This window comes from Imperialibacter roseus (genome assembly GCF_032999765.1).
Taxonomy (GTDB): Bacteria; Bacteroidota; Bacteroidia; order Cytophagales; family Cyclobacteriaceae; genus Imperialibacter; species Imperialibacter roseus.
In genome coordinates this window covers 3,243,609-3,263,891 of the sequence record NZ_CP136051.1, presented here as the reverse complement: position 1 = coordinate 3,263,891, position 20,283 = coordinate 3,243,609, and the positions used below count along the sequence as shown (strand labels likewise).

General features: G+C 48.5%; 16 protein-coding genes. 10 read left to right on the top strand and 6 right to left on the bottom strand.

All coding sequences use genetic code 11. The features are described 5' to 3' along the window. Positions 1–12 precede the first annotated feature (12 nt). The 9 genes from RT717_RS13425 to RT717_RS13385 all read left to right on the top strand — a co-directional run bounded on the left by RT717_RS13425 (position 13) and on the right by RT717_RS13385 (position 12,428). Entirely contained in the window at positions 13–762 is a 750-nt protein-coding gene (locus RT717_RS13425) for a cytochrome c oxidase subunit 3 (protein ID WP_317492252.1), read from the top strand. Positions 763–789: 27 nt separating this feature from the next. Continuing rightward, a complete protein-coding gene (locus RT717_RS13420; RefSeq protein ID WP_317492251.1) occupies positions 790–1,119 on the top strand; it encodes a cytochrome C oxidase subunit IV family protein in 330 nt (109 codons plus the stop codon). Positions 1,120–1,192: 73 nt separating this feature from the next. Further along, on the top strand, positions 1,193–1,801 hold the full coding sequence (locus RT717_RS13415) for a hypothetical protein (protein WP_317492250.1): 609 nt from the start codon (positions 1,193–1,195) through the stop codon (positions 1,799–1,801). Beyond that, complete coding sequence (locus RT717_RS13410; protein WP_317492249.1) at positions 1,798–2,376, top strand: DUF420 domain-containing protein; 579 nt, start codon at positions 1,798–1,800, stop codon at positions 2,374–2,376. The genes RT717_RS13415 and RT717_RS13410 overlap by 4 nt, the downstream gene beginning before the upstream one ends. 36 nt (positions 2,377–2,412) lie before the next feature. After that, positions 2,413–2,682, top strand: a complete 270-nt coding sequence (locus RT717_RS13405; protein WP_317492248.1) for a hypothetical protein — start codon at positions 2,413–2,415, stop codon at positions 2,680–2,682. Continuing rightward, positions 2,642–3,040 (top strand): DUF983 domain-containing protein, encoded by a 399-nt coding sequence (locus RT717_RS13400; protein WP_317492247.1) that lies wholly within the window; start codon positions 2,642–2,644, stop codon positions 3,038–3,040. Before RT717_RS13405 ends, RT717_RS13400 begins: the two co-directional genes overlap by 41 nt. A gap of 20 nt (positions 3,041–3,060) precedes the next feature. After that, positions 3,061–6,720, top strand: a complete 3,660-nt coding sequence (locus tag RT717_RS13395) for a HAMP domain-containing sensor histidine kinase (RefSeq protein ID WP_317492246.1) — start codon at positions 3,061–3,063, stop codon at positions 6,718–6,720. Then, the gene (locus RT717_RS13390) at positions 6,720–10,229 is read left to right on the top strand and encodes a hypothetical protein (RefSeq protein WP_317492245.1); all 3,510 of its coding nucleotides are present in this window, start codon (positions 6,720–6,722) and stop codon (positions 10,227–10,229) included. The genes RT717_RS13395 and RT717_RS13390 overlap by 1 nt, the downstream gene beginning before the upstream one ends. A gap of 495 nt (positions 10,230–10,724) precedes the next feature. Then, positions 10,725–12,428: a DUF885 family protein gene (locus tag RT717_RS13385; protein ID WP_394854133.1), complete on the top strand. Its 1,704-nt coding sequence runs from the start codon at positions 10,725–10,727 to the stop codon at positions 12,426–12,428. 468 nt (positions 12,429–12,896) lie between these two features. Here the strand turns inward: RT717_RS13385 and RT717_RS13380 are convergent, their stop codons facing one another. The 6 genes from RT717_RS13380 to RT717_RS13355 form a co-directional block, all read right to left on the bottom strand. Continuing rightward, positions 12,897–13,067 (bottom strand): hypothetical protein, encoded by a 171-nt coding sequence (locus RT717_RS13380; protein ID WP_317492244.1) that lies wholly within the window; start codon positions 13,065–13,067, stop codon positions 12,897–12,899. Then, complete coding sequence (locus RT717_RS13375; RefSeq protein ID WP_317492243.1) at positions 13,060–14,472, bottom strand: hypothetical protein; 1,413 nt, start codon at positions 14,470–14,472, stop codon at positions 13,060–13,062. Before RT717_RS13375 ends, RT717_RS13380 begins: the two co-directional genes overlap by 8 nt. Then, complete coding sequence (locus RT717_RS13370; RefSeq protein WP_317492242.1) at positions 14,457–15,113, bottom strand: hypothetical protein; 657 nt, start codon at positions 15,111–15,113, stop codon at positions 14,457–14,459. The genes RT717_RS13375 and RT717_RS13370 overlap by 16 nt, the downstream gene beginning before the upstream one ends. A gap of 155 nt (positions 15,114–15,268) precedes the next feature. Continuing rightward, positions 15,269–15,517: a hypothetical protein gene (locus RT717_RS13365; RefSeq protein ID WP_317492241.1), complete on the bottom strand. Its 249-nt coding sequence runs from the start codon at positions 15,515–15,517 to the stop codon at positions 15,269–15,271. 321 nt (positions 15,518–15,838) lie between these two features. Then, positions 15,839–16,570, bottom strand: a complete 732-nt coding sequence (locus RT717_RS13360) for a hypothetical protein (RefSeq protein ID WP_317492240.1) — start codon at positions 16,568–16,570, stop codon at positions 15,839–15,841. 24 nt (positions 16,571–16,594) lie between these two features. Continuing rightward, complete coding sequence (locus RT717_RS13355; RefSeq protein ID WP_317492239.1) at positions 16,595–16,858, bottom strand: hypothetical protein; 264 nt, start codon at positions 16,856–16,858, stop codon at positions 16,595–16,597. 176 nt (positions 16,859–17,034) lie between these two features. On the opposite strand from RT717_RS13355, the gene hsdR reads away from it, so the two are divergent. Next, positions 17,035–20,280 (top strand): type I restriction-modification system endonuclease, encoded by a 3,246-nt coding sequence (hsdR, locus tag RT717_RS13350; protein ID WP_317492238.1) that lies wholly within the window; start codon positions 17,035–17,037, stop codon positions 20,278–20,280. Positions 20,281–20,283: the final 3 nt, after the last annotated feature.

Below are 20,283 nucleotides of genomic sequence, written 5' to 3'. Positions count from 1 at the left end.
AACTAATCGTCTATGTCTAGCACTGCAGTAGTTGCATCCGATTCTGACAAGGACCTCTGGATGGGAGGTAATGAGCCCCTAAAAGCGAGCTATGGCAAGCTTATGATGTGGTTCTTCCTGCTTTCCGATGCCTTTTCTTTTTCTGGCCTTTTGATTGCCTACGGAATGATCCGTTTCAGCCACCCTGCATTTCAGGGCAGCCCCGACGAATTCGTTTTCTCGCAGGAGTACTGGCCAATACCTGAAAAAGTATTCGAAGCTGTTCCTTTCCTTCACGGCATATCTTTGCCGCTGGTGTTTGTGGGTATTATGACTTTTGTCCTGATCTTGAGTAGTGTAACCATGGTGCTTGCTGTGGAAGCTGGTCAGCGTATGGACAGGAAGGGTGTCGAAAAGTGGATGCTTTGGACGATTCTGGGCGGACTTGCCTTCTTAGGCTGCCAGGCTTGGGAGTGGACGCACTTTATAGTAGGCACAGAAGAGGGTGGCAGATTATTGGACGGCACTTTCATTCATGGAGCCAACCTGTCACAAAATCAATATGGCCCGCCTAACTTTGCGGCTTTGTTCTTCTTTATCACAGGCTTTCACGGCTTCCACGTATTTAGTGGGGTATGCCTTAACTTCCTGATATTCTATCAGGCAACAGTAGGTAAGCTTGAGAAAGTGGGGCATTACGAAATGGTCGAAAAGGTCGGTTTGTACTGGCACTTTGTAGACCTTGTATGGGTGTTTGTATTTACCTTCTTCTATTTGGTTTAATTTTCCGTTCTATAAACAATTAGTAAAATGTCAGCAGAACATCACGAAGAATCAACAGTTGTAGTTCAGCCAGTCGATAAGGCGAAAATCAGACTGTTCTTGAAGGTAACACTGATCTTGTTTGTCATTACAATGATTGAGTTTGCCATTGCCTTTACGGTTGATGCAGGGATTTTGAGGACTGCTGTCTTCATAGCTTTGACTATCGTAAAAGCGTTTTACATAGTAAGCGAATTTATGCACCTTGGCCACGAAGTAAAGACCCTTATCTGGTCTATTTTGATTCCTTTGATATTTCTGGTATGGCTGATCATAGCATTGATTTATCAGGGTGGTCAAGTGCTACTGGTGCGATAAGTTTAGCGACGTAAAAGATAGTAGCATGCCGGTATACCTACCGGCATGTTTTGTTTGTACCCTCATACCATTCATGAGCAAGCTGATAAAGGGAATTATTCTAATTGTAACGCTCGGGCTGCCGGTGTCTATTTATCTCTTTCTGCAAGCTTTCGGCGAAAACATGTACGCTCTGCCGGTGTACCCGGAAACGGCATATGTGTCAGCCGATTGCGGAACAGTTTCAGCTGGCTATACCGTAAGCAAGCTTACCTGCGACAGCACCAATGTAGTGGTGCTGGGCGACCAGCAAACCTATCTCTTTCATTTCCCTGACCCTTCTAAAATGGATATAGCAGGTGAAATGAATGAAATGAGAAGGCTGGTGGAAGAAACCAAACCGCTGGATTATCGGTTAATCACCATGAGCAATGAGGAGCAGGTGGATAAGTGGGATAAGCTAGCTGTTTCACAAGCAGAAATCAAGTATTGGGTGGTGACATCAGCCTGTGCTGATGGCTTGGAAAAGCTGATGAATTGTCAACTACTGCTTTCTCAATTCACCCTCAAAACCGAGGGTTCGAAGAGCAGAATTGTGTTGGTAGATAAGGTCGGTCGGGTTAGGGGCTTTTACGCAAGTGCTGAAAAGGGTGAGATGGATAGATTGTTAGTTGAGTTGGATGTTTTAATGCAGGAAAAATGAGTGCTGTTTCAAATACTACGCCTAATTATTTACGCTGGATAAGCGTTGTTTCGGTGATCATTCCAGTGGCAGTGGCTGTATTGATATTCATGCCAGCAAGGTTAAATGCTGGAGATTGGGTAAAGTTTTTGCCTCATTTGAATGCCGTGATTAACAGCGCAACGGCGGCCTTGTTGTTACTTGGACTGTATTTCATCAAGAATAAAAAGGTGGATCATCACCGGGCAGTGATGCTGGGCGCATTTGCGTTGGGCGCCATTTTTCTTGTTTCGTACATTATTTACCATGCGTCTGTGCCATCGGTGAAGTACGGCGACACCAATGCGGATGGGCTACTTTCGGAAGCGGAAATGGCGGCAATGGGCAATAGCAGAACCATTTACCTGATTACCTTGCTGTCGCACATAGGGCTTTCTATTGTTGTGGTTCCTTTTGTGCTTATGGCATTGTATTTTGCACTCACCGGACAGATTGAAAAACACAAAAAGGCTGTGAAGTTCGGATACCCGATCTGGCTTTATGTGTCAGTTACCGGAGTGATTGTCTATTTTATGATCAGACCTTTTTATACATGAAAGAACTGAGGAAAGTCAACGACTGTTAGTTAGCATATGAAAGTATTTATCAAAACCCTTTTTGTTGCTGTGGTACTCCTTTTGACCAATGTGGATAGCTGGGCTCAATGCGCCATGTGCCGGTCGACGCTGGAGGCAAATATGAGCAATGGAGAAACAGCCAATTTTGCAGCGGGCCTTAACTTTGGCATACTCTACTTGTTTTTCACCCCATATTTATTGTTAGCAGTGATTGCCTTTTTTTGGTACAGAAACAGCAGGAAAAATGTCAAAAACCTCCGCCCTTCAGGCAATCGTTCATGGTAAGTGTCCCCGTTGCCGGTCTGGCAACATGTTTGTTGAGCCGAACTTCAGGTTAAAAGATTTTGATAAAATGCCGGTTAAGTGTGAGGTTTGTGGCCTTCGCTTTGAGCCGGAGCCCATGTTTTACAATGGTGCCATGTACGTGAGTTATGCCATTTCCGTGGCGCTGACCATCATAGTAGGGTTTTCAGTCTATTTCATATTTGACAACCCCGACATGTGGGTTTACATGGCGGCAATCGTCACCGTTGTGTTGCTTTTGTCGACAACTATGTTCAGATATTCCAGAATTCTTTATCTTCATGCATTTGGTGGCATAAAATATGATGCATCTTTCGGTGTGTCGAGCAAAGACAAATAGGTAAGATAAAACTGTTCCATTTGGCCTCCCATGTAGTAAGCTATAAATATCTTTTCATTGCAGCCCTGTTCGGGGCTTCTGCGTTCTTCTATTGGTATTTTGTTGGTAAGAGCTCGAAGAGAGGTCAGGAGGCTTATGAGCAAATCAGTGAACGGCTGGTTAGCCAGTTGCAACTCATTGACAGTGACCTGGCCAATGCGAAAAGCAGCGGGAAGGTGCCAGGCACGCTGCAATCCAATTACCCTATCCAGATTTACACGAATCGGTCGCTCACCGGGCTGAGTTCCAATGCTTTTGTGCCCGACTACAGAGTGCTTGAGGGTGACTACCAAATTCAATATTTGGAATGGGAGGGCAATAAATTTATTGCTCTGAAGGAATATACCGAAAGAGCAGGGGTTCGGAAGGAGTATGTGGGCGTGCTGCCCATCTATCGTAACTTTCCGATTGAGAATGAACTGATCAGAGGAGGGTACGATAAGAGCATTTTTGACGAGCTGAGGGTTTTCGTATATGACAAGGAGGTGGAAGGAAGCTTTGCCTTTAGCTATCATGATCAGGTAGTATGCTATTTCACCATTCAGTCGCCGCCAGCTGTTTCGTCCCGTTTTGACCGCTTCCTTATCTTCAGCTTGCTTTCTGTGGCGTTTGTGCTGGGTTTTTTCTTCTTCCAGCGATCCGCTGCTGGCCTGGTAGAAAATGGCAGGCCTTATGCAGGCATAGCTTTATTGCTTGCAGGAGTGGTGTTTATCCGCTGGCTGCTGCTGGCAACCAACTTCCCATCGTCGGTTTACCAGTTCGACCTGTTCAATTCACGGTACCTTGTTATTTCTTCGCTCCACAAGTCATTAGGTGACTTGATGATCACAGCCTTTTTGCTCGCCTACTTTGTCTACTTTACTTCCAATGCCGTTTTTCGAAGCGACGCATACGCTTACTTCTCCGGTGCTTCGCAAAAGGTAAAATGGTTGATCACCATTGTTGTCATACTGCTGGGCTATGGGTTTATGGGGTATACCTACCTGCTTTTGCAGGAGATATTTAAGAACTCTCAAATCCACCTAGATGTAAACCGTAGCATTCACCTCGATATGTTCCGGATGGGAACGCTGGTCGTGTACTTTCTATTTTGCTTCAGCTATTTTCTCATTGCTCATGCTTCTTACATCCTGCTTAAGCACCTACGCACTGGCTCCGCACAGTTTGCCTGGCTGGTTCATCTTGTCATGGCTGCCATTTTGTTCGTTGCGGCGATTATTATAGATGATGATTTGGCCATTGTGCCCGTGCTACATGCCGCTTACTTCTCCATTATTTTTTGGTTCAGTCTGCCTGAGTTTATTCGCCCCATCCAGTTTCAGGCCTTCCTTTATTTTTTTCTGGCGGCGGCTTTTTCCTCCATTCTGGGTAGCTATTCAATCTATAAATACGGCGAATTTGAGAGGAACGTCCAAAAGCAAAAATTTGCTAATAGCCTGCTCATAGAAAATGATATTCAGGGCGAGTTTCAGCTCGATGGTATTATGAAATCCATCAAGAGCGACATCTTTATCTTGACCCGCATGATGAGCCCTGTGTTAGCTAAAGACATGATAAAGCAGCGTATCAAGCGACTTTACATGAACAGCTACTTCGACAAGTACGATGTGCAGGTGTCGATGTATAACTCGAAAGGCGACCCTTTTCCCAACGAGCCAGGTGTTACTTTCTCGGCGATAAAGGAGACCTATGACAAGCCGATTTATAAAACCGATTATCAGAACATCTTTTTCGAGAGCAACTTTTCGCCGGGATCTACCAAGCGCTATGTGTGTTTTATAGGCCTGGAAAGGTATGACAAGATAATTGGATACATTGTTTTGCAGCTTCGCCTGAAGAAGTACCTTCCCAGCACAGTATACCCACGCCTGCTGGTGGACGAGCGGTTTATGAATGAACCGGCCGATGAAAACTACAGCTACGGCATTTATGAGGGCACAAACCTGCGGTACAAGTCTGGGACGTTCAACTATATCACCAATCTGCCTCAGGGTATTTTTGACAGGGAAACCTTGTATACCACCGGCCTGGAGATCAATGGGTTCCATCATTTGGGAATCAAGGGATCAAGGGAAAAGAGGATCATAATAACCTCTCCGATGTACGAGGTGAGCTGGATGGTTTCCAATTTCTCGTTCCTATTTCTGGTACTTATTGGTGGCATAGCTCTTACAGTGGTTTTTAATGCGCTTGAGGTGAGATTTGCCAACACCGGGCTTACGCTGGCTTCCAAAATCCAGATTTACCTCAGCATCGCTTTCTTTCTTCCGCTGGTAGTGGTTACTGTGGCAACCCTCAGCGCTATCAATAATTCGTACAAGGAGGATATTGACAAGCAGTATATGAAGAAGGCCGAAAGTGTGAACGGCTACCTGGTGTCGCTGATGGACAATTATATTTCCAATGTGATCAATAAGGAAGTGCTGTCGAACGAGCTGACCGATATTGCCAGGTTTTCGCAGGCTGATATCAACCTGTTTAGTGTGAATGGAAAGCTGATGGCCTCCAGCCAGCAAACAATCTATGATGACAAGCTGCTGTCGGAGTACATTAACCCGGAAGCATTAAGGCGCATCAGGGAGGATGATGGAGAAAGGATCATTCTTTCAGAAAGCCTGGGTGCCCTCAACTATAAGTCGACTTACCTGGCTATCAAGTCATTCAATGACGCCAGCTTGTTGGGCATCATGAGTATGCCTTTTTTTGAATCAAGGGCGCAACAGCAAAACCAACAGATTGAGGTGTTCACCAACATCATCAATATCTTCACTTTCATTTTTATTATCTCGCTGGTCATATCGTTCATGGCATCGAGGGTGCTCACCAATCCACTGCGGATCATTACCTCCCGGCTGCGGAAAACGACTTTCAACGAAACAAATGAGCCTATTCACTGGAATACCTCAGACGAAATTGGGTTGCTGGTAGCTGAATATAACTCTATGCTGGTGAAGCTGGAAACCAGCCGGGCCGCATTGGTGAGGAGCGAGAAAGAGTCGGCATGGAAAGAGATTGCCCAGCAAGTGGCACATGAGATCAAGAATCCGCTGACGCCCATGAAGCTTACGCTTCAGCACATGCGCAGGCTTGCAGATGACAAAGATGAGGGGCTGAAGAAGTCGATTGATAGCCTACTGCGACAAATTGATAACCTGAGCGATATAGTTACCTCATTCAGCACTTTTGCGAAGCTCCCTGCTCCGGATCCAAGCAGGTTTGATATTTCTGGCTTGCTTGGCCAGCTGGTGCAGCTGCACAGCAAACCAGGGGTGGATTTTGTGTACCAATCGCCGATAGCGCCGGTGTTTGTTGTTGCCGATGAAAAGATGCTTTCTGGCATTTTCACCAACCTGATTATTAATGCCTGCCAGGCTATGGAAGGGAGACCAGACCCCCGCCTGGAAATTGGCATAAGAGTGAAGGAGAAAGAGGCCGAGATTTCTTTCAGAGACAACGGCATTGGTATAGCAGAAGACATTCAGGACAAGGTTTTTGTGCCTTCGTTCAGCACCAAACAGGAAGGGTCGGGCATTGGGCTGGCGCTGGCCAGAAGAGGTGTGGAGCAAGCCGGTGGAAGCATATGGTTTGAAACAGTACACGGGTATGGAACTACTTTTTATGTTTCACTACCTTTAGGTTAATGGGGCCACGCCAAAAAGTTGCTTATATCTTCACAGCCTTCCTGCGAAAGATCAGGGTTCCTCACCTTATGGCTTTGGCTGTCATTTGTTCCCCATTGTTATCATGGGCGCAGGCGGGTAGCACCAGGTGCAGGTCAATACCCCAGGGCCGACTTCAATTTCAGCTCGACTCACTTTCAGCTAACCCAGAGAGCATTAAGCTGCCAGATGGCATTGCGTACAGTTACGACCTGGCCACTGGGGAGCTGACCTTTGAAAGGCCTCTGGAGGAATCCATAGAGGTTTGCTATCAGGTGTTTCCCTTTGCCCTTCATCAGCCTATTTACAAGTACGATATGTCGCTTTATTCACCAGAAGGGCCGAGGGAGAACGTGATGGAAAGCAGTCAGGAGGGAACCAAAGCGCCGCTTGTGAAAGAGGAGCTTTTTGCTACCGAATCACTTTACAAAACGGGTAGCATCAGCCGGGGCATCACTGTGGGCAATACCAATAACCTGGGAGTGACATCAAGCCTCAACCTGCAGCTCGATGGGCAGCTGGCAGACGACCTGTTCATCAATGCGGTGATCACCGATCAGCAGGTGCCTTTTCAGCCGGAGGGCAACACCCAACAGATCCAGGACTTCGACAAGGTGCTGGTGAACCTTTACAACGATAGATTCTCGCTGATGGCTGGCGACGTGATACTGCGCAACGACTCTACTTATTTTTTGAAATACTACAAGAACGTGCAGGGTGGCAGGGCCGCTTACAAGTACGACCTCGGTAATTGGAAAGCTTCCACCAGCGTCACGGCGTCCATTGCCAAGGGAAAGTTTTCTTCCACACTGTTGGACGCTGTGGAAGGGTTGAGTGGCCCTTACAGGCTTCGGGGCCCTGATGGGGAGCGGTTCATCATTGTGATTGCCAATTCGGAGAAGATCTATTTGGACGGTCGGCTGTTGAAAAGAGGTTTCAATGAAGACTATGTAATTGATTATAACCTGGCCGAGGTCACTTTCACGCCTAAGGTGTTGATCACCAAATTCTCCAGGATACGGGTCGACTTTGAATACACGGCTCAAAACTTCAGTCGCTCGATACTGTCGGCATCGCACAGGCAATCGAATGGGAAAACAACAGCTTATTTTGAAGTTTACCGGGAGAAAGACAATCCGTTCCGGCCGCTTAGTTATGACCTAACCGCATCCGACCGGCTTGCCCTGTCCGGCATTGGTGACGACCTGTCGCTGGCAGCCATATCCGGGGCCGACAGTGTGGGGTACTCGGACAATAGGATATTGTATGCAAGGGTGGACACAGTGGATGCACAGGGACGTGTCTACAGTATCTATCAATATTCCAGCAACCCCGAAACAGCCGTGTACCAGGTGAGCTTTAGCCAGGTGTCGGCGGGTGATTATGTGCAGTTGCCGCTGGGCTTGAATGGTAAAGTGTACGAGTGGGTGGCACCTGTGAATGGGGTGCCCCAGGGCGACTACTCGCCTAGCATTCCTGTGGTAACCCCCAACAGCAGGCAGCTAATGGTAGGAGGGGTCAGCTCCAAAATAACGCCGTATGAAACGGTATATACCGAGCTTTCGGCCAGCAACCAGGACAAGAACCTTTTCTCCACCCTTGATCAGCAGGACAACCAGGGCTGGGCGCAAAAATCGGGGATACGATCGGAGGGAAGGGAAGTAGGGTTTTTGAAAGAGTACAAATGGCTGTCGGAGGCGTCGTACGAATGGAACCACCAGTATTTCCGGCCTATCGACAGGTACCGCTACATAGAATATGATAGAGACTGGAGCTATACGCCCATCTTTCAGTCGGCTCAGGAACCCGCCGCTATACAAGATCACATTGTAGTGGGAAGGCTGGGCATGCAAAAGAGCAGTGCGAACCGCTGGAACTACCAGGCTTCGTATCGCAACAAAGGTCAGGCAATAGATGGCTGGCAGCAGAAGGCATTGCTTCGTCAGCAGCTAGGCAAAGCTACGTTTAGCGGCGATTTTTTTGATCTGAAGAGTGCACAGGGTGTCAATGAATCGACCTGGACAAGGGCACAGCTAACGGCTGCGTATAAGCTGGGCAAGCTGATGCCTGGCTATACTTTTCAGAGCGACAGGAACGCTATTACCAACCAACCTGCCGACTCGGTGGTGACGTCAGCGATGAACTACAGCCAGCACATGGTGTTTCTGCAGTCGGCCGACACAGCGCAAAATGGCACCTCTTTCCGGCTCGATGCCAACCGGCGGATAGACGACAGACCTGTGGATGGGGTGCTGGAGCGAAGCGATATCAGCTATACCTCCAATGCTTCTTTCACCACTCATTGGAAAGACAGGCACGTGGTGTCGGGTGTTTTCACCTACAGGCAGCTGGACGACATCCTTGATACCAGCGACGAGAAAGAGGAAACCGTGCAGGGCAGGATCAACTGGCAAAGTGCCTGGTGGGAACGGTCGATCCGGTCGGACCTATCTCTGGCTTTGCTCAATGGTCGGGAATTGCGCCGGGAGTATGTGTACATCGAGGTGATTCCCGGACAGGGTACACACACATGGCGGGATGACAACGGTGATGGGGTGCAGGACCTGAATGAATTCTACGAAGCCATCAACCCTGATGAGCGCACCTACGCTAAAATATTTGTGCCCACAGATAACTACATCTCGGCCTACCAAACCATCCTCAACTACAGCCTTGAGCTGACAGCGCCGGCAGAATGGAAGTCTGCAGGTGGCTTCAAGTCGTTTCTCGGCAGGTTCTCCAACGTATCGGCGGTGCTGGTGGACAGAAAGACACAGGACAGCAACTGGGCGCAACGCTTTGACGTGTGGAGCACGCCGGGTACGTCTGAGGACGAGCTAGCTTACAAGAACGCTATCCGAAGCCGCTGGTTTTTCAACCGGGCCGATCCGAAATATGGCTTGGATGTTGGCTACCAGTCTACCGCCGGCCGACAGCTGCTGACCGGTGGGTGGGAAGCGAGAAACAAAAAGGTGTGGCAGCTCAATACCCGCAACAACTTATCTGCCGACTGGGCCATTTTCCTGCAAAGTGAGGTAGGAGAGACGGAGTCGTCAAGTGATATCTTCAGCAACCGGAACTACCTGATCAGGCAGCGGCAGGTGAAGCCTCAGTTACAATGGATGCCGTTGCAATGGCTGAGAATCACCAGTAGTGTTCGCTATTCGCATAAAAGGGCTTTGCCTGTGTCGGAGGAGCAGGGGAGTGACTTGACGGAATACCAAATCGACTGGCAGATGAATAAGTCACTACAGTCGACCATTTCCGGCTTTGTGAAGGTGATCAATATGAACTTCGAGGGTGACGAAGCCAGTCCGCTGGGCTACGAAATGCTGGAGGCATTGAGGCCTGGCACCAACTACACCTGGCGGCTACAGTGGCAGCAAAGGCTGAAAAGTGGACTGCGCTTGCAGATCAACTACGATGGACGTAAGTCGCCCAGTAAATCGGTGATTCACTTTGGTGGGGTGCAGGTAACGGCGTTGTTTTAGGGCTTGGATACCTCACCCCGGCCCTCTCCTGTTGGGAGAGGGGGAAGCTGCAAGCAGCTACCTTATTTGGATGAGGTTTCACCGCCATCCCCTTGTATGACGCCCCTCCAGGGGTGCCGGGCTCAGGGCTTGGACGAACGAAGGTGTCGGCACGGCAGAATAGCTACTCCAGCAAGAGCCGTCAGACACACTGAGGGCCAGTCCTCAACCTTTCTGGCGGCTGACGGGCCCAGCGCACAGCCCTACAGTTCGCACCGGCGCCTTTGCTCACACTGTCGTTGTCGTTCGTCCCCCGTTCCGGCGGGTGTCTTCACCGCCGGTTTCTAAATGCCAACACTTGGCCTTTGTTTTACCCCTTCCCAACCTCAAACCCAAGGCGCCCCTCAAGGGAGCCAAAGGCCACCACCCACCGCACTTTCTTTCCCCTTGTCCAGCTTCCATTGATTTCCTTGAGTTTCCGTCCCATCTTAGCTTTGGATTCAACCTATCTGCCTTATGAAAAAGACAATGCTCTCGTTCTTCTTTGCATTGATTATGCTCAGCGCCTTCTCGCAACCCCTCTACGAGCAAACCTCCGAAGTCAACAATCTCATGGTGCGCTACGACGCCGACTACGGCAGCCTGCACCGCTTCTACTATATGGATAGCTCACCTGAGCGGATAGAGCGCCTCAAAACCCTCGATCAGGACTACCTCAGGCAGTTGGAGGCCATGGACTTCAACGCCCTCGGCACCGGTGCCCGGGTCGACTATCTCCTCTTCAGGCGGGACGTGCAGGAAGACCTGCGCACCCTTACCCTCGAAGGCACCGAACTGGCAGCCGTGAAACAATGGCTTCCATTTGCTCCCTATCTCTACGAAATCGAGAACCTCAGGCGGCGGGGCAACCAACTCGAATGGCAGGAAGTCGCCAAAAAGCTGACCGACACAGGAGACGAGATAGAAGCCATCACCACCAAACTAAAAGCCGCAGAACCCTTCGATCAGAAACTGACCAGGCGAGCGTCCGCCTCCATCAAAGGCATACAGGAAGGTATCAAAAGCATCCACAGTTTCTACAACGAATACGACCCCATGTACACCTGGTGGGTCACCATGCCTATCACCCGGGTCGATAGTCTCTTAACCATTTACGAAAAGGTGATGACCAGCAAGGCCAAGCTTATTACCACCCAGGCAGACGATGGCAGCGGCATTGTGGGTAGCCCCATAGGTCGTGACGAGATCATCAAGCAACTGGAGTTTGAAATGATCCCCTACACGCCCGATCAGCTGATTGAGTTGGCCAATAAAGAGTTTGCCTGGTGCGACGCTGAGCTACTCAAAGCCTCACGTGAAATGGGCTTTGGAGACGACTGGAAGGCGGCGCAGGAGAAAGTGAAGAACTCCTATGTCCCCGTTGGCCAGCAGCCCGAAGCCATGATGGAGCTCTACAACCAGTCGATGGCCTTCCTCAAAGAGCACGACCTGGTCACCATTCCGCCCATAGCCGAAGAAAGCTGGCGCATGACCATGATGGCGGCCGAGCGCCAGAAGGTGAGTCCATTTTTTCTGGGCGGCGAAAACTTCATCATCTCTTACCCCACCAACACTATGGAGTACGACGACCGCATGATGAGCATGCGGGGTAACAACCCTCACTTCTCCCGATCCACCGTGCACCACGAGCTCATCGCTGGCCACCATTTGCAGGGCTTCATGAACCGCCGCTACAAAACCTACCGCCACTTTCGCACCCCCTTCTGGACAGAAGGCTGGGCCCTCTACTGGGAGCTGCTCCTGTGGGACATGGACTTCCCCCGCTCCCCCGAAGACCGCATCGGCATGCTCTTCTGGCGCATGCACCGCTGTGCCCGCATCATCTTCTCGCTCAACTATCACATGGGCAAGTGGAGCCCCCAGCAGTGCATCGACTTCCTCGTCGACAGGGTGGGGCATGAGCGGGCCAATGCCGAAGGAGAGGTGAGGCGCTCCTTCACTGGCGGCTATGGGCCGCTGTACCAGGTCGCCTATCTTACCGGCGGCTTACAGTTTTACGCCCTCAAAAAAGAACTCGTGGACGGTGGCAAAATGACCCTCAAACAATACCACGACGCCGTGCTCCACGAAAACGCCATGCCAGTCGAAATGGTTAGAGCCATCCTCACCAACCAAACCCTGCCCAAAGACTTTAAAACGAAGTGGCGGTTTTACCATTAAAGAGGTTACTCTCTGCTTTCCTGCAAGTAGTAACCTCTTTAATCCCAACGTGAACTATTGATGAGGTTACTCTCTGCGCCCCTGCAAATAGTAACCTCTTTAATCTCAACGGCAACTATTAAAGAGGTTACTCTCTGCGCTCCTGCAACAGAACTAAATTAAATAGGTTGCTCTCTGCGCCCCTGCAAATAGTAACCTCTTTAATCTCAAGGTTAACTATTAAAGAGGTTACTCTCTGCGCTTCAGCACATAGTAACCTCTTTAATCTTCCCCGACGAAATGAAAAGTTGCACTCCAATCCCTCTATCACCCAATCAAAAAATACTTCAATGACTTGGGCGTGCCCCCTTGCCGCCGGAGTGTTGCTACTCACCCAACAACCCATTTCGGCGGCAGGGGTCGGGCCATCACCAGTCGCCGGCCAACGCACGAAAAACCAACAACGGGCTCCAACAATGGCTCTGTCCCTCACGCAAGGAGGCATCCGTTAATTGAAGCACTATCGCCTCTTACCCATCCCTTCGAAGCACACTCACCGCCTGCCTTGTACTGCGCCTTCTTATCGGCAACCAGAACGGCGTAGGAAATCGACAGCGCATTTGCGGTTTCTGATTGCTGCTGGCTAAGCTGTTTAGTCAACGCTGGTAGTTGATAAACTGCTCTGTTTAGGTTTTTCGACCAACTGCCATTCGTAATAATATGGTTCACATCTACTGGAGCTATCCTTCTTCAAAAGATAGCCAACATACAGATCCAGCGGTTTAGTATGTAACGAGCGTCTGGGGATATCAAAAAGGTATTCAGTGCCCGAATTTTTGTAACTAAAGACCTCCTCGTCGGCAATAATTACCATTGACTCAATAAGGCTGTCGGGGTGCTCCAGTACTTCGTAGGCAATTAGAAAGCTGCCATCTTCACGAAACATAGGGCCCCTTAAAAAACCATGCTTGCTACTGTTGGTAAATATAAAACAACTCGTAGTCTGATCGGAGGGGTCGGTTGTTTCAGCCTTTCCCGACCAGATTTTTGTTTCCTTTCGATAAGTTGCCTGCTCAAACCAGTAGCTGCTGGGGTCAAAAAGGTCAAAGCTATCGAAAAAGCTGTCGGCGATGGCATAATAGCCTGCAACATTCACCGTATCACCGTAGTGTTCCACAGTTAATTTGAATCGGTAATCTTCATTTTGTATCCAAAGATGGTGACGGGTTTGGTTACTGGCGGTGTCATAAGCCACAATTCGGTAAGCCGGATAATTCTGTACGGTGTCCGTCTTGTGTCGCCTTATGATGAGCGAATCTTTGTTGTAATAGTTTGTTTTGAGTAAGTCGATATCAATCTGACCAACTCCTTCGGTCATTTGAAAAGACGAAACGGCAATGGACACCCCGTATTGATCCACCTGAAATATGCGGTAAGCAGTTCCGTCGTCATTAATACCGTCATAATACTTTGGTGGGGTGGGGAAATACACCTTTGCGCCTGAATACAAGTCCGCAGTTAAGCCCAAATCGCCATTGTACTTCTGGAGCATAGAGTCAATTTTGTATTCCCACCGGTGTTGAAGGTGCCTTATCAGGCTATGATCACCCTGTGTATCATAATCATCTTGCATTCTGTCCAGATCCTGCCGGAGTTCGTAGAACTTTTCGAGGTACTCCTCTTTTGATTTGTCGGGGTTGTTGACAATATAGTCATTCATCATTCGGGCATGAACCTCGGATATGTTGAAATGGTATTGTTCATGTGTCAGCAACTTATCCGAATCCTTTCCATCTGATTTCACCCACGAAGCCACCTGATTCATGCTGGCATAGGCCGACCATTGCTGTTGCAGTGAGTCATACTCGAGGTAAATTTCACTTGCAATGGAGGCTCCCCATCCCGTAAATGGCCTGGACCATCCCTGGAAGTCTGCCCAGGTGAGCTCCTTCCATCTCGTTTTTGACGGGGGTGCATAGAATTTGGTCCTATACAGCGGTATAAATGCCAGGATGAAGAGTGAAACACCCACAGCGCCAAGTTTTAACTTTACAAAACGTGCCATTTGAAAAGTCGAAAGATGCTTTTGAAAATTCCAACACCGATTTCAAACACGAACGCAGAGAAGAATATTGCTATCAGATAGCCGAAGAGAAAAAAGAATCCTTCCTCGACAGTCTCTGTTTTTGTGCCGTAGATGAAGAGCTTATATAAACTGTGAAATAAGAACCAACTGAAACCGAACATAGTGTCGTTGATCGTTCGGCCAAGCAGGTTATTGGAAACGCCATGCTCGAGGCGATAAAACAAGTGCGAAGTTAGTACAATTACCATCGGCCCAAATGCTCTGAGTAAACGCCTGGCAGTTTCCATATAAGTTTCATTGCTGTACCAGTCCACGACCTCGTTAAGGGTGAGGCAGAGCAAGGCCGCAATCGCAGGGTTGATGATGTCCCATCCATTAAATTGTTTGAAATAGGGGTGCTTGCTAAAGCATTTTGTTATCCATTCAAACTCTTCTGCTGTTGATTTTACTCTAGGGCTTTGAACGTCCTGTACTGTTTTCCTGCTTTGCCCATCTCTTTCATTTAGAATACGAATGGCACTATTTACCGCTTCGATTGTGTACTTCGACTTATTGCCGATGAGTTGTTCCAGTTGGTGACTGGGCTTATCCAGAAGCTTTTTATAATAGATGTCTTCCATGATGTAGGTAGCGCAAGCGCCAAAACCCAATTAATAAAAAGTTTCTGAAAAAATAGCATGTTGTTTGTGTAAAACCACCTGCGGTAATTTGGAGAGCACCCTTCGCCTCCCGTTTGCAGTGGGGTCGAGGCGGAATTTTCGCTGGCGGCGCATCACTAAACCATACTTGTCTTAAGGGGTCGGGCCTTCACCAGTCGCCGACCAACGCTCAAAAAGCCATACTTGGGGCTCCAACAGTGGCTCTGTCCCTCCCGCCAAAGGTCGGGCAGGCACGCAAGGAGGCATCCGTCAATCGAAGCCACAGACTCCCACCCGACCGTCACTTCGAAGTGAGGAACGAGCGAGAAGTCCCGTAGTTTCAAAGCCCGCTCATTCCGAAGCACAATTCCCAACCTGCTGATCATTGCGATCCGCCGGTTGGCAGAGCGGCAATCTGTTCATTCCGTAGCACAATCCCCACCAGTCTTCAACTGTGATTGAATGATGAAATGAGAACCATGACAGTTGCCACACAAGCCATGGTGCAGGCGAACGGCCTGCTCGCAAATCAATACCGCACCATCGCCTCCCGTTTCCGCCAGGGGGCGGACTTATGCAATGGGGGCGACCGAGATTTGCGCTTACAGCGCATCAATCTTGTCTCAAGTTTCTAAATAGGATTTGGGAACATCGGCATCCTTATGAGGTCATGAAAGGAAGTATGCATCCGCTCATTTAAATGGCGCTTAGAGGTCTTTCACAAACTTTCCCTGAACCGGGTCATAAGTCATAAAGTACGACTGCCCCATATGCCCATCATCCACTTCAATTTCAAGTGCCCGGGTGTCAACTCTGGGGGGCTCCCAGCCTCTGATGTTTTCAAAAATAACTGTAGACACATTCCCCACAGGCCATTCATCTTTTTCAAACTTAATTATATGTTTGATTACCCTGGTCTTCTTGTCGATGACACGAACCTCAGCCATTCTGGCCCTAGTGTCATCTTTTCCCTTGTAATAAACAGCCAAAAAGTAGTCACTCTGAAACGAATCCCGCATTAGGATCTCGGTTGGTGGGTTGACAATTGCTTCATCAACATCTGTCAATAAACCTATTTGTGAAAGACTAACCTTGTGCATCTTTTGACTCGATTGCCAGGTACCAGTTAGGCTGTCTTCAGTCCATTGAAGAGTCAATTTGGCAAAGGCATCTCCATCGTGATACTCGGTTAACTCTAGTACGGTACTTTTAATGAGGCTCCCTTTCAATACCAAAGGGTCATTCAACTTGTCATAGACATAAATCCCGGATACAGCAATAGTGTCCTTTGAAGCCCCGTGTTTATCAAAAAACTGAAGATACACGTGCACTTTGGCTCCAGCCACCTCGCCTTCATAGGTTCGGCAGTTATACCAGCCAGCCCATAGGATGGATGAATGGCATAGCGCAACTGTCAATAGTATCAAGTGCTTTCTCATATCCTATCTTTATGCGTGACTATGTTACCCCTTCCTTTTCCCCCTCCAGCCGCCTTCCAGAAACTCCCGAAGCTTACTGAATGGTGAAAGGCTAAAGTAGGCCACAATGTAGAATACCACTCCTAAAAAAAGTAACAGATGGCCACCAAAACCAGTGGGCTGCAAAGTCTTGGAGTGGCTACCCGCAGCCACCCTGTTGGTCACAATCATCCAAATGCCGTAGGCTGTTATGCAGGTTGCCACTAGAAGAAAGGCCCAAAAGCCTGAATTGTTGTTCTTTTTACCCATTTGTCAAAAAACTAGCTACTAAACACACAATAACTTCAGCAATTCCTTAGATTCAGTTTAGCAATTTAGAGGGTTCATGCTTTTTGGTAGTTAAAATCTCTATTTAATTGTCATCTTTAGCAAACATTTAGTCGACTGGAAGAAAGAAGCTATAGAGCGCAAGGGCACATCTGATTATGGCCGATTCCAATTTTTTACACTTAGAAAAGGAGTTTCCTCTCCTCTTTAATATTGGGCAGGCAGCTGAATTCAACCTGCACACAGACCCCGTCACTTGTCTGTTCAAACTTCGACAGTTTGGAGAGAAGGTAACCGAATTACTTTTTGAAGCCCACCATCTTGAATTTCCTTACGATAACTCGTTTCATAATAGATTGAAAACGCTGGAGTTTGAAGCAGTGCTCCCTGCTACTGTAAAAGACCTGCTCTTCAACATCAAAAGCAAGGGCAACGTAGCAGTGCACGACAACAAAGGCACCCCCGACGACGCCAAGGGCACCCTGCTGTCAGCGTTCAAAGTGGGCAAGTGGTACTATCAAACCTACTCTGAAGAAAACAGAGATATCTCAGAGATAAGGTTCCATGTACCGGAGAATAAAGATGCCCGGCACGCATTGCACGAATTAGAACAGAGCTTTAAGGAGCTTGAGCAGAAATTTCTCCGGCTCATGGAGGAACGCAACACCTCAGGCTTGCCAAAAGAGAAGGTGCAGGAGATACAGGAAAGATCCCAAATTGCTGCCCGCAAGATCGACATGTCGGAGGGAGAAACGAGAGACATGATCGACGCACAGCTACGGCTAGCGGGCTGGGAAGCAGACACAAAAGAGCTCAACTACAAAAGCCGTAAAACACTACCACAGCGGGGAAGGAAAATGGCTATTGCCGAATGGCCCGCCCAGTCGAAATGGATCGACTATGCCTTGTTTGTTGGCAATGAACTTTACGGAATAGTTGAAGCGAAAAAATATTCTACCGACATATCTACCGACCTTGGGCAATCCAAAGTATATGCGGAACTAGTTACTCAGGACAACGAGGCCAAACTCCTCGGTGCCTGGGACACCTACAAAGTGCCTTTTCTTTTTTCAACCAACGGCCGCCCCTACCTGGCGCAGATAAAGACCAAGAGCGGCATCTGGTTTCTGGATGTCCGGCAAAAGCACAACAACTCCAGGCCCCTGCAAGGTTGGTACAGCCCCGATGGTCTCGTTAAGCTTTACGAAAGAAACCTGAAGGAATCGGAAGAGAAACTCAAAAATGAAAGTGCCGACCACCTCGGAAGTGAGACCGGGTTAAGGCTGAGGAAATACCAGCTTGAAGCCATAAGAGCGGTAGAGTATAAGCTTATTCAACATCCCGAAGACAGACGGGCACTAATAGCTATGGCAACGGGCACTGGTAAAACCCGCACCATCATCGGGCTCTGTTATCGGCTCATTCAGTCGAATAGGTTCAAACGTATCCTCTTTTTGGTTGACCGCACGTTGCTGGGCACCCAGGCGTCGAACCACTTCAAAGACAATAAGATCATCGGCCTCAATACGTTCTCCGAAATTTACGATGTAAAGGAACTCAAGGACATAACCCCCGAAATGGATACCCGCCTCCACTTCTCCACGGTGCAGGGAATGGTGAAGCGACTTTTTTACAACGATGGCGAAGGCGAGGTGCCTCCGGTAGATCAATATGATTGCATTATTATTGATGAGGCGCACAGAGGTTATTTGCTCGACAAAGAGATAGAGGAAGGGGATTTACATTTCAAAAATCAAAACGACTATGTGAGTAAATACCGCATGGTGCTGGAGTATTTCGATGCCTATGCTATTGCCCTTACCGCCACCCCCGCCTTGCATACCAAAGAAATATTTGGCTCTCCCGTTTACGCCTACTCCTACAGGGAAGCTGTAATAGATGGCTTTTTGATTGACCACGACCCGCCTCATCTGATCAAGACCAAACTAGGCGAAGAAGGCATAGTGTGGGAGAAAGGTCAAAAGCCGAAAGCCATAGATGCCGAAAAGAATGCCATTATTGAACTGGAGGCATTGGAGGATGAATTGAAAATCGATATTACCGGTTTCAATAAAAGCGTAATCACCGAAAGCTTCAACAGGGTGGTGGTACAGCAACTGGTAAAATCGCTTGACCCGGAAGGCGACGAAAAGACGCTGATATTTGCCGCCACCGACGAGCATGCCGACCTGGTGGTAGCCCTCTTAAAAGAAGAGTTCAGTAGCATAGGCATCGACGTGACCGACAATGCTATACAAAAGATCACTGGGAAATCTTATGATCCTCAGGAACAATTAACCCGCTTCAAGAACGAGAAGCACCCCAGCATTGCTGTTACGGTAGACTTGTTAACCACAGGGATTGACGTGCCTGCCATTTGCAATTTGGTGTTTCTGCGCAGGGTAAAATCACGCATTCTCTATGAACAAATGCTCGGCCGTGCTACCCGCAGGTGTGATGAGATTGGCAAGGAGAGCTTTCAGATATATGATGCTGTGAAGATTTATGAGACGCTTCAGGACTACACACAAATGAAGCCGGTGGTGGCCAACCCTTCCACCACTTTTAAGCAGCTATTTGACGAACTACAACATATCGATAGCGAAGAAAGAACCAAACGACAGATAGAGCAAATTCTCGGAAAGCTGCAGCGAAAGAAGCGATACTTTACAGAAGAAAGCGAGGAGAAGTTCAAATACACTTCCAAGGGCATAGGCTCTGACGACTTTGTAAAGATGCTCAAAGACAAACCGGGCAAAGAAACAGCCAAAGCCATTGCAGGACTTGGCGGCCTGTGGAAGTTCCTCGATGAGTTTAAGCCGGCCCCCACCTTTATGCTGGTGTCCGATCATGAAGACACTTACCAGGGTACCGAAAGAGGTTATGGCAAAGCCAAAAAGCCTGAGGACTATCTGGAGAACTTTACTCGCTTCATCAAAGAAAACCAGAATAAAATTTCGGCGCTAAATATCGTATGTACCCGGCCGGCCGATCTGGATAGAAAGTCCCTCAGGGAGCTGATGATAGCTCTTGACCAGGAAGGGTACAACTCCAAATCGCTGGTAGCGGCCTGGAAAGATGCCAAAAATGAAGACATTGCCGCCGACATCATTTCATTCGTCCGCACCATGGCCATTGGCAGCTCGCTGATAAGCCACGAGGAGCGCATACAAAAGGCAGTGAATGACATCCGGCACATGAAGGAGTGGAACAAAGTGCAGTTGAAGTGGATAGACCGGATAGAAAAACAGCTCTTGCAGGAAACTGTATTGCGGGTTGAAGACTTAAATGACTCTCCCTTCGATGACGCCGGTGGTTTCAACAGGCTGAACAAGATATTCGAGCACCAGCTAACTGATGTGATGGCCCGGCTAAATAATAACTTGTACACGGATATAGCATAGAGG